The 6910-nt window shown below is 70.0% G+C and carries 5 protein-coding genes; 1 reads left to right on the forward strand and 4 read right to left on the reverse strand.

Annotated features, from left to right (window positions below; genetic code table 11):
• Positions 1-1065, reverse strand: a complete 1065-nt coding sequence (locus Q4A22_RS02780; protein ID WP_303177050.1) for an ABC transporter substrate-binding protein — start codon at positions 1063-1065, stop codon at positions 1-3.
• Positions 1066-1170: 105 nt separating this feature from the next.
• A complete protein-coding gene (locus Q4A22_RS02785; protein ID WP_303177051.1) occupies positions 1171-1971 on the reverse strand; it encodes an SDR family oxidoreductase in 801 nt (266 codons plus the stop codon).
• Between the two features lie 182 nt (positions 1972-2153).
• On the opposite strand from Q4A22_RS02785, the gene valS reads away from it, so the two are divergent.
• Positions 2154-4805, forward strand: coding sequence for a valine--tRNA ligase (gene valS, locus Q4A22_RS02790; RefSeq protein WP_303177052.1), 2652 nt, complete (start codon positions 2154-2156; stop codon positions 4803-4805).
• 94 nt (positions 4806-4899) lie between these two features.
• Here the strand turns inward: valS and Q4A22_RS02795 are convergent, their stop codons facing one another.
• The gene (locus Q4A22_RS02795) at positions 4900-5502 is read right to left on the reverse strand and encodes a DsbA family protein (RefSeq protein WP_303177053.1); all 603 of its coding nucleotides are present in this window, start codon (positions 5500-5502) and stop codon (positions 4900-4902) included.
• A gap of 30 nt (positions 5503-5532) precedes the next feature.
• Positions 5533-6828 (reverse strand): ATP-dependent Clp protease ATP-binding subunit ClpX, encoded by a 1296-nt coding sequence (gene clpX / locus Q4A22_RS02800; RefSeq protein WP_303177054.1) that lies wholly within the window; start codon positions 6826-6828, stop codon positions 5533-5535.
• Positions 6829-6910: the final 82 nt, after the last annotated feature.

A 6910-nucleotide genomic window follows, 5' to 3' on the forward strand; every position in this document is an offset into this window, starting at 1 on the left:
CTAGACCCCCAGCGCCTTCTTGATGGCCGGGATGTGCGCGTCCAGCGCGTGCGGCATGGACAGCGGCGAGGAGGAGTACCCGGAGAGGACGTCCTGCTGACTCGTGAGGAACATGGAGTGCCCGTCCGCGATGGCCGGGATGGTCTTCAGCACGGAGTCGGTGCGGAACTTCTCGGCCTGGGCGTCGTCCGCGGCGGCCGCGACGAACAGGTCGCTCTTGAGCTCGTCCGCGCGCTCCTTGGGCCACTCGCGCCAGAACTCCTTGTCGGAGATGTTGTCCGTGACCACGGAGGCCAGGGTCATGCCCATCTCCTTGAAGAAGCGGGGGCGGCCGTCCGTGGGGCCGTAGAAGCCCAGGGACTGGGTGACGTCGCCGTAGATGAAGCTCTTGCCCTTGGCGTCGCCGAGGTCGCCGGAGCGCTTGGTCACGAGCTCCTCGGTCTGGGAGATGAGGTCGTCGCCGGCCTTGGAGCGGCCCAGGGCCTGGGCGGTGACGCGCTGCATGTCCTGCCAGGAGTTGACCCAGGGACCCGTGGGGTAGGCGACCACGGGCGCGATCTTGGTGAGGCGCTCGTACTCCTCCTTGGTCACGCCGGAGTTCACGGCGATGATCAGGTCCGGGGTCATCTCGGCCACGGCGGTGAAGTTGATGCCGTCCGACTCGTCCATGGTCTTGGGGGTCTCGCCGCCCAGCTGGGAGACCTTGGCGTCGAACCAGTCGGTGGAGCCCTTGTCGTTGCCGCCCCAGGAGACCTTGGTCATGCCCACGGGGATCACACCGAGCGCCGCCACGAAGTCCTGGGTGTTGCTCGCGCCCACGCACACCACGCGCTGCGGGGCCGCCTTGACGGTGGTGGTGCCCAGGGCGTGCTTGACGTCCACCGGGAAGGTGTCGGTGGGCGTGGAGGACGCGGTGGCGCCGGGGGACGCCGTGACGTCGTCACCCCCGCGAGAGCCGGTGGAGCACGCCGCGAGCCCCACCACGGAGGCGAGGGCCAGGCCGGAGCCCAGCAGGGTGCGGCGGTTCAGCTGACGCTGACGGGACGGTGACGGTTCGCGGGACATGCAAGCTCCTCGGACACAAAATTTGATAAGGCCAGGCTAACCTAATTCATGTCCGGGTGGGCTGCAACCGGGGCAGGCCTCACACTCTGCGCTCTCTGCGGTGGGTCAGAGACCCCGGCGGATCACCTTGTGCGGGGCGGCCTGCGCCACCGGCTTCAGCGTGAGGGTGTCCACGTTCACGTGGTGCGGCAGCTCCACGGCGAACGCGCACACCTGCGCCACGTCCTCCCCCGTGAGGGGCTTCTCCACGCCCTCGTAGACCTTCCGGGCCCGCTCCTCGTCCCCGCCCAGGCGCCGCAGTGAGAACTCCGGGGTGTGCACGAGACCGGGGGCGATCTCCACCACCCGCACGTTGTGCTCGGCCTCCTCCAGCCGCAGCGCCTCGGTCATGGCGCGCTCGGCGTGCTTGGCGGCGTTGTATCCCGCGCCGCCCTCGTACGCGCGCCACGCGGCCAGGGACGTGAGGTTCAGCACGGTGCCCTCGCCGTTCGCCCGCAGGGCGGGGAGGAACGCGCGGGTCACGCGCAGGGTGCCCAGCACGTTCACGTCGTACATCCACTGCCACCCGGCCACGTCCGCGTCCAGCACGGAGTCCGTGCCGCGTGCCCCGCCGGAGATGTTGAGCACCGCGTCCACGGTGGCCTCCTCGGCGAGCACCCGGTCCCGCAGCGCGTCCACCTGCGCCTGGTCCGTGACGTCCGTGGGCACGGCCACCGCGCCGGTCTCCGCCGCCAGCGCCCTGAGCCGCTCCGCCCGCCGCGCCACGGCGTACACGGTCCACCCGCTCGCGCGCAGCCGCCGGACCGTGGCCTCCCCGATCCCGGAGGAGGCGCCGGAGACCACCGCCACCTTCCCCACCCCCAGCGGGGCCGGAGTGCCGTACGCGGATCCGTTCTCGTGTGCCATGGCGCACAGTCTACGGACGCCGCTCCGCCGACCCCGCAGGGAAGGGCGACGACGCCGCGCGGCCGCCCCGCGGCGTCGTCGCCAGCCCCGCCCCGGACCGGGGTTGCGGCCGAACCGGCAGAGGGGGCCGAGCCGTCCTCGGGCCGGAGCAGGGCCCGGGAGGCACGTGAGAGACTGGGCCCATGGCACATGAGACGACGGGTACAGACACGCCCACGACCCCTGGAACCACCACGGACGCCGCCGCGGTGAGCGTCCCCGAGAAGCCCGCCCTGGAGGGCCTCGAGGAGAAGTACGCCGCGCAGTGGCGCGAGAACGGGACCTACGCGTTCCGCGAGGACACGGACCGGGACTCCGTGTACTCCATCGACACTCCCCCGCCCACGGCCTCCGGCTCGCTGCACGTGGGGCACATGTTCTCCTACACGCAGACGGACGTGATCGCCCGCTACCAGCGCATGAGCGGCAAGAACGTGTTCTACCCGCTGGGCTGGGACGACAACGGGCTGCCCACCGAGCGGCGCGTCCAGAACTACTACGGCGTGCGCTGCGAGCCCGGCCGGCCGTACGTGGAGGGGTACCGCCCGCCGGAGAAGCCGGCCAAGAACCAGCGGGACTGGGACGTGGTGTCCCGCCAGAACTTCATCGAGCTGTGCGAAGAGCTCGCCGTGGAGGACGAGAAGGTCTTCGAGCACCTCTTCTCCACCCTGGGCCTGTCCGTGGACTGGACCCGGACCTACCGCACGATCGACGCGCACTCCCGCAAGGTCTCGCAGCTGGCCTTCCTGAAGGACTACGAGGCCGGCAACGCCTACATGGCGGAGGCCCCCACCATGTGGGACGTCACGTTCCGCACCGCGGTGGCCCAGGCCGAGCTCGAGGACCGTGAGCGCGAGGGGGCCTACCACCGCATCCCGTTCCACCGCCCGGACGGGGAGAAAGTCTTCATCGAGACCACCCGCCCCGAGCTGCTGCCCGCGTGCGTGGCTCTGGTGGCCCACCCGGACGACGAGCGCTACCAGCACCTCTTCGGCACCACCGTGCGCTCCCCCCTGTTCGACGTGGCGGTGGAGGTGCGTGCGCACCCCCTGTCCAAGCCGGACAAGGGCTCGGGCATCGCCATGATCTGCACGTTCGGCGACCTCACGGACGTCACGTGGTGGCGCGAGCTGGACCTGCCCACCCGCGCCCTGATCGGCCGGGACGGCCGCTTCCAGGCCGAGCGCCCCGAGTGGATCGCGGAGGGCGCTCCCGCCGAGCGCTACGCCGAGGTGGCCGGGAAGACCGTGTTCTCCGCCCAGAAGGCCGTGGTGGACATGCTGCGCGAGTCCGGGGAGCTGGACGGCGAGCCGCGGAAGATCATGCACCCCGTGAACTTCTACGAGAAGGGCGACAAGCCCCTCGAGGTGGTCACCTCCCGCCAGTGGTACATTCGCAACGGCGGCCGGGATCCCGAGCGCCGGGAGACCCTGATCCAGCGCGGCCGGGAGATGTCCTGGCACCCCTCGTTCATGCGCTCGCGCTACGAGAACTGGATCGAGGGCCTCAACGGGGACTGGCTGATCTCCCGCCAGCGCTTCTTCGGCGTCCCCTTCCCCGTCTGGTACCCGCTGGACGCCTCCGGGGAGCCGGACTACGAGCACCCCGTGCTGCCCTCCCCCGAGCAGCTGCCGGTGGACCCCGCCACGGACACCGCACCCGGCTACACCGAGGAGCAGCGGGACCAGCCGGGCGGGTTCGCGGCGGACCCGGACGTCCTGGACACATGGGCCACCTCCTCCCTGACCCCGCAGATCGCCACGGGGTGGGGTGTGGACGAGGACCTGCACGCCAAGACGTTCCCCATGGACCTGCGCCCGCAGGGCCACGACATCATCCGCACGTGGCTGTTCTCCACCGTGGTGCGCGCGGAGACCCTGGCCGGCACGGTGCCGTGGACCAACACGGCGCTGTCCGGGTGGATCCTGGACCCGGACCGTAAGAAGATGTCCAAGTCCAAGGGCAACGTGGTGGTGCCGAACGACGTCCTGGACAAGTACGGCGCGGACGCCGTGCGCTACTGGGCGGCCTCGGCGCGCCTGGGCGCGGACACCGCGTACGACGAGGGACAGATGAAGATCGGGCGCCGCCTGGCCATCAAGCTGCTCAACGCCTCCAAGTTCGTCCTCGCGCAGGGCGTCACGCAGGACTCGGTGCTGGGCTCGGGCACGGACGGCTCCGTGGTCACCAACGGCCTGGACCGCGCCCTGCTCGCCCAGCTGGCGGACGTGGTGCGGCGGGCCACCGTGGCCTTCGCCGACTACGAGTACGCGCGGGCCCTGCAGCTGGTCGAGTCCTTCTTCTGGACCTTCACGGACGACTACGTGGAGCTCGTGAAGGACCGCGCCTACGGCAGCCGCGGGGAGGAGGCCCAGGCCTCGGTGCACGCGGCCCTGGCCACCACACTGGACACCGTGCTGCGACTGTTCGCGCCGTTCCTGCCCTTCGCCACGGAGGAGGTGTGGTCCTGGTGGCGCGGGGGCTCCGTGCACCGCGCCTCCTGGCCCGTCACCGACGGCTACTCCGGGCCCGCGGACCAGGGCGACCCCGAGGTGCTCGCCGTGGTGGGCGAGGCGCTGTCCGGGCTGCGCAAGTCCAAGTCCGAGGCCAAGGTCAAGCAGCGCACCGCGGTGACCTCCGCGGTGGTCTCCGCGCCCGCCGAGCGGCTCGAGCAGCTGCGCGCCGGGCTGGAGGACCTGCTGGCCGCGGGCAACGCCGCAGACCTCACCCTCACCGCCGCCGAGGGGGACCTCACGGTAAGCGACGTGGTCCTGGAGCAGACCGAGCAGGGCTGATCCGCTCCGGGGGCACCCCTCCCGCGACAGAGCCCCGCCCCGGTGGTCGCAACGACCACCGGGGCGGGGCTCTGTCCGTGCCGCGGGCGGGGGCTCAGCTGAAGTCCGGGCCCTTCTCGCGGCCGCGCTTGAGTTCGTAGAACCCGGGGTAGGACGCCAGCGCCAGGGCGCCGTCCCACACCCTCCCCGCCTCCTCGCCCTTGGGCGCCGGGGTGAACACCGGGCCGAAGAAGCCCACGCCGTTCACGGCGATGCACGGGGTGCCGATGTCCTGGCCGGCCACCGCGCGGGCCTCGTCCGTGGAGGCGCGGATGGCGTCGTCGTACTCGGTGGAGTCCTTGGCGTCCGCTAGCTCCGCGGGCAGGCCGACCTCCGCGAGGGACTCGGTGATGATCTGCGCCAGGTCCTTCATGCCGCCCGGGTGGCGGCGGGTGCCCATGGCGTCGTAGAGCTTCTTGTAGTACTCGTCCCCGTGCTGCTGCGCCGCGGCCTGGATCACGCGCACCAGCCACATGGATTCCTCGTGCCCGTTGTGGTGGTTCTCGGGGTTGTCCTCGTTGAGGATGCCCAGGGAGATGATCTTCCAGTCCACCTCCACGTCCCGCTGACGCACGACCTCCTCCATCCAGCGGGACGTCATCCACGCCCACGGGCACAGGGGGTCGAACCAGAAGTCCACGTGCTGCTTCTCGGCCATCAGGGGTCCTTTCGTGCGTTGCCTACAGTGTCACGCCGTCTTGTGACGACGCCGCTCGGCGTCGATCCTCTCGTGCGTGAAGATCTCGGGGTCGGTCAGTTTCGCCACGGCGTCCTCGGTGACCAGCACCGCGGCGACGTCGTCGCGGCCCGGGAGGTCAAACATGACCGGCATGAGGATGTCCTCCAGGATGGCACGCAGCCCGCGGGCCCCGGTGCCGCGCTCCAGGGCGAGGCGGGCGATGGCCTCCAGCGCCTGGGGGTCGAAGGTCAGCTCCACGCCGTCCAGCTGGAAGAGCTTGCGGTACTGCTTGACCAGTGCGTTGCGGGGCTCCGTGAGGATCCGCACCATGTCCGGCACGGAGAGCTTTGAGAGAGTGGTTACCACGGGAAGGCGGCCGATGAACTCCGGGATCAGACCGAACTTGAGCAGGTCCTCGGGCTGGACCTGCCCGGCGATGTCCATCTCGGAGGTGTCCTTGATGGGCGCCCCGAAGCCGATGCCCTTCTTGCCCGTGCGCTGCTGGACGATCTCCTCCAGCCCGGCGAAGGCACCCGCCACGATGAACAGCACGTTGGTGGTGTCCAGGTGCAGGAACTCCTGCTGGGGGTGCTTGCGCCCGCCCTGCGGGGGCACGGAGGCCACGGTGCCCTCCAGGATCTTCAGGAGCGCCTGCTGGACCCCTTCGCCCGAAACGTCACGCGTGATCGAGGGGTTCTCCGACTTACGCGAAATCTTGTCGATCTCGTCGATGTAAATAATCCCCTGCTCCGCCTTCTTGAGATCGAAATCAGCGGCTTGAATGAGCTTGAGAAGAATGTTCTCAACGTCTTCTCCTACGTATCCGGCCTCGGTGAGGGAGGTGGCGTCCGCCACGGCGAAGGGCACGTCCAGCTTCTTGGCCAGGGACTGCGCCAGGTAGGTCTTGCCCGAGCCCGTGGGCCCCACCAGGAGAATGTTGGACTTGGCCACCTCGATGGCCTCGTCCTCTCCGTCGGAGCCGGCCAGGGACAGCGTGTGCCCGGAGACGCCCGCGCGGATGCGCTTGTAGTGGTTGTAGACGGCCACGGCCAGGGCGCGCTTGGCGGGCTCCTGGCCGATCACGTACTCCTGCAGGTGGGCGTAGATCTGCTGCGGGCGGGGAAGCTCGGTCTGGTCGGTCTCGGCGACCTCCGTGAGCTCCTCCTCGATGATCTCGTTGCACAGCTCGATGCACTCGTCGCAGATGTACACGCGCGGGCCGGCGATCAGCTTGCGCACCTGTTTCTGGCTCTTGCCGCAGAAGGAGCATTTGAGGAGGTCAACGCTCTCTCCGATGCGCGCCATGTGTCAGCCTCACAGTTCGTCGTGGCAGGTCCGGGATCCACTCTAGGCGAGCGGTTCGCGGCCCGCCCAATCCCCCCGTCAC

The sequence above is a fragment of the Kocuria sp. genome, assembly GCF_030530945.1.
Taxonomy (GTDB): domain Bacteria; phylum Actinomycetota; class Actinomycetes; order Actinomycetales; family Micrococcaceae; genus Kocuria.

Excerpts from the sequence above, each read along its gene's own strand:
- clpX (WP_303177054.1), bottom strand. The coding sequence starts at position 6,828 with ATGGCGCGCATCGGAGAGAGCGTTGACCTCCTCAAATGCTCCTTCTGC.
- Q4A22_RS02785 (WP_303177051.1), bottom strand. The coding sequence starts at position 1,971 with ATGGCACACGAGAACGGATCCGCGTACGGCACTCCGGCCCCGCTGGGG.
- valS (WP_303177052.1), top strand. The coding sequence starts at position 2,154 with ATGGCACATGAGACGACGGGTACAGACACGCCCACGACCCCTGGAACC.
- Q4A22_RS02780 (WP_303177050.1), bottom strand. The coding sequence starts at position 1,065 with ATGTCCCGCGAACCGTCACCGTCCCGTCAGCGTCAGCTGAACCGCCGC.
- Q4A22_RS02795 (WP_303177053.1), bottom strand. The coding sequence starts at position 5,502 with ATGGCCGAGAAGCAGCACGTGGACTTCTGGTTCGACCCCCTGTGCCCG.